The organism is Anaplasma phagocytophilum (assembly GCF_023476575.1).
In the GTDB taxonomy this organism is placed as follows: domain Bacteria; phylum Pseudomonadota; class Alphaproteobacteria; order Rickettsiales; family Anaplasmataceae; genus Anaplasma; species Anaplasma phagocytophilum_A.
This window is the reverse complement of record NZ_JAHLEX010000123.1, coordinates 1-2,674: the sequence shown is the minus strand read 5'-3', so window position 1 is coordinate 2,674 and position 2,674 is coordinate 1. Positions and strand designations below refer to the sequence as shown.

At 42.0% G+C, this 2,674-nt stretch carries 1 protein-coding gene; it reads left to right on the top strand.

Going from position 1 to position 2,674, the window contains the following annotated elements:
- Window positions 1-697: 697 nt before the first annotated feature.
- Window positions 698-2,002 carry an adenylosuccinate synthase gene (locus tag KPX09_RS04930; protein ID WP_249549253.1) on the top strand — a complete coding sequence of 435 codons (1,305 nt, stop codon included), beginning with the start codon at window positions 698-700 and terminating at the stop codon, window positions 2,000-2,002.
- Window positions 2,003-2,674 lie beyond the last annotated feature (672 nt).

The following is a 2,674-nucleotide window of genomic DNA, read 5'->3' as shown; positions in this document are numbered from 1 at the left end:
TAAAAGGGTACTTTATCACACCGTGTACAGCATTGTTATTCGCAGTGCACACACCTGCTATTAGAATCTACGTACGCTAACTGGTTGTTGTACCAACAATATACTGTCTGACTTGTGGACCGTAAAAAAGGTTGGGATGCAGTCCATGGTCATGAAAAAATGGTGAAATTTTGTGCAAACCGCTTGCTATACGCACTCTGCACAGTGCCATGTAAAAATCAAATCCCCCTATAAATTGTCAGAAAATACAGTGAAAGCTTGTATACTGCTTTTTCTATATCAAAGATCTAAGTTGTACCCTAAGTCGTACAGCTATGGGCAATATAAAATACGGTAATCAAGTAATAGCTTTGTTATTTTGTACTGGTGATAAGATTGTCTCAAAATAGATCTTTAAGCACCCATGCCTCTTTACAGGTGATTATGAACATTGGAAAAGTAAACTTGCCGTTCCTAAGTCAAATGCTTTCGAGGAATTCTGTGAATATTTTTACATATACAATTCATGGATGTACATCGATGCTCCTGATTAACTTAAAGAAAAACATCATAAGCCATATTATCCCTTGCAAAATTCGGACTCATAGAGGGTTTTATACTCTCGACAAAATACCTGAGAGGTATGGTTCTCTCCGATCAGTGTTGACACTATTTCTTTATTTTGCTAGCTTGACCTGGTGTTTTTTACGGACGTTCGATGCCAAGTATAGTAGTAGTTGGGCTACAGTGGGGTGATGAAGGAAAAGGCAAAATAGTAGACTGGCTATCCGAAAATGCCGATACCGTAGTCAGGTTTCAGGGTGGAAGCAATGCCGGTCATACTATAGTAATAGAAGGTAAGGTCTATAAGCTGAGTTTGCTGCCATCATCCGTGCTGCGACCTGGTAAGCAGTCCATAATCGGAAACGGGGTAGTTCTTGATCCTTATGCTCTTGTTAGGGAAATTGAGAAGTTACAGGAAAGTAATATTGAGTTAACTCCAGAAAACTTGTCTCTATCTGAGACATGTCCGCTTGTGCTCAGCGTACATCGAGAAACTGAAGTTATACTTGAAAATTTGCGTGGTCAACACGCAATAGGCACCACTTGTATGGGCATTGGGCCTTGCTATGAGGACAAAATAGGCCGTCGTGCAATAAGACTTTGTGACTTGTTAGATGAGAAGTCACTTCGTGAGAAAGTAGAATTCCTGCTCTCCTACCATAATCTGCTAAGAAGAGCCACAAATAAGGATGAATTGCATAGCAAAAAGGTTATGGAGGAAATACTGTTCATAGCTCCCAAGGTATTGCCGTTTATGAAGCACGTCGGGGGTATGATTTACGAACAACTCGCTGAAGGCAAGACCGTTCTGTTTGAAGGCGCACAGGGCGCATTGCTTGATATAGATCACGGAACGTATCCGTATGTAACCTCGAGTAATACCCTTGCTGGCTGTGTTCCAATCGGTTGTGGTGTCGGCTCACCTGGAAGTATTCGTGTGCTTGGACTTGCCAAGGCATACACTACCAGAGTTGGCAATGGCCCGTTCATAACTGAGCTCACTGGAGATTTAGACGATTTAATAGTCGAGAGAGGCAGAGAATTTGGTACTGTGAGCATGCGGAGACGTAGGTGCGGCTGGTTTGATGCGGCCCTAGTTCGCCATGCAGCATTATTATCAGGCGCTACTGAGCTTGCTTTGACTAAGTTAGACGTTCTGGACACCCTGAGTGAAATAAAGATATGCGTGGGATATAAGCATGGTAAATCGTTTTATAATTATCTACCACCTGCTTCTCACATACAGAGCGCTTTAGAGCCAATGTTCGAGGTCTTACCTGGATGGCAGAGCAGTACTGTAGGCGCTGTGTCCAAGAACGATCTTCCTACAAATGCTCTAGCGTATGTTCAAAGAATCGAAGAACTTGTGCAAATCCCTGTCAGCCTAGTATCTACCAGTCCCGACAGAGATCACATAGTTTTCTTAGGAGATAGCTCATCTATAGCTAAGTCATACTAGAAAGATTGTGTGCCTGCCTAGTTAAGTAGAGAACTTCTTCTTTTGTGGTGCGTTTGGTACCATTCTATAGATATTAGTATCTGCGTTGGGAACGTATTATTTGGAGTTCTTTGTTATATCTTGGCACTCGGGACATGCAAGTGTACTGCGGTTTCAAGAACACTTTCTAGGTATAAAAATGCTTGGATGAGTTCACCTTTATAAACAATTGCTGCATACATGCGGTTTAAGGGATTCCCTCGTTCTATCAAAAACACTTAGCCTCATACCTCTGTTGCAAGGATATTACCTTATTCATGATAAAAAACGCTATAGCTGGCTCACAGCGCTCAACGTACTACATCATGATGTTATCGCTCTCAACTTCTCTATAACCCTTAAAAGGTTGTTTTTTTGCAACACTAATAATCTAACTCCGTAAAGTTATCTGCCGCCTGCTTCTCATATACAGAGCGCTTTAATACGGGGTCTTACCTGGATGGCAAAAGCAGCCCATTAGGTGTTATGTCTAGAAATGACCTTCCTGTAAAAATGCGCTGGCGCATACATCCCATGAATCGCAGAACTTGTGCAAATCCCTGTAGCCTAGTATCTACTAGCCCCGACAGAGATCACATAGTTTTCTTAGGAGATAGCTCATCTATAGCTAAGGCATGCTAACGATTGTGTATC

What these genes read in the sequence shown, in the direction of transcription:
- KPX09_RS04930 (WP_249549253.1), top strand. Translation starts at nt 698, where the DNA reads ATGCCAAGTATAGTAGTAGTTGGGCTACAGTGGGGTGATGAAGGAAAA.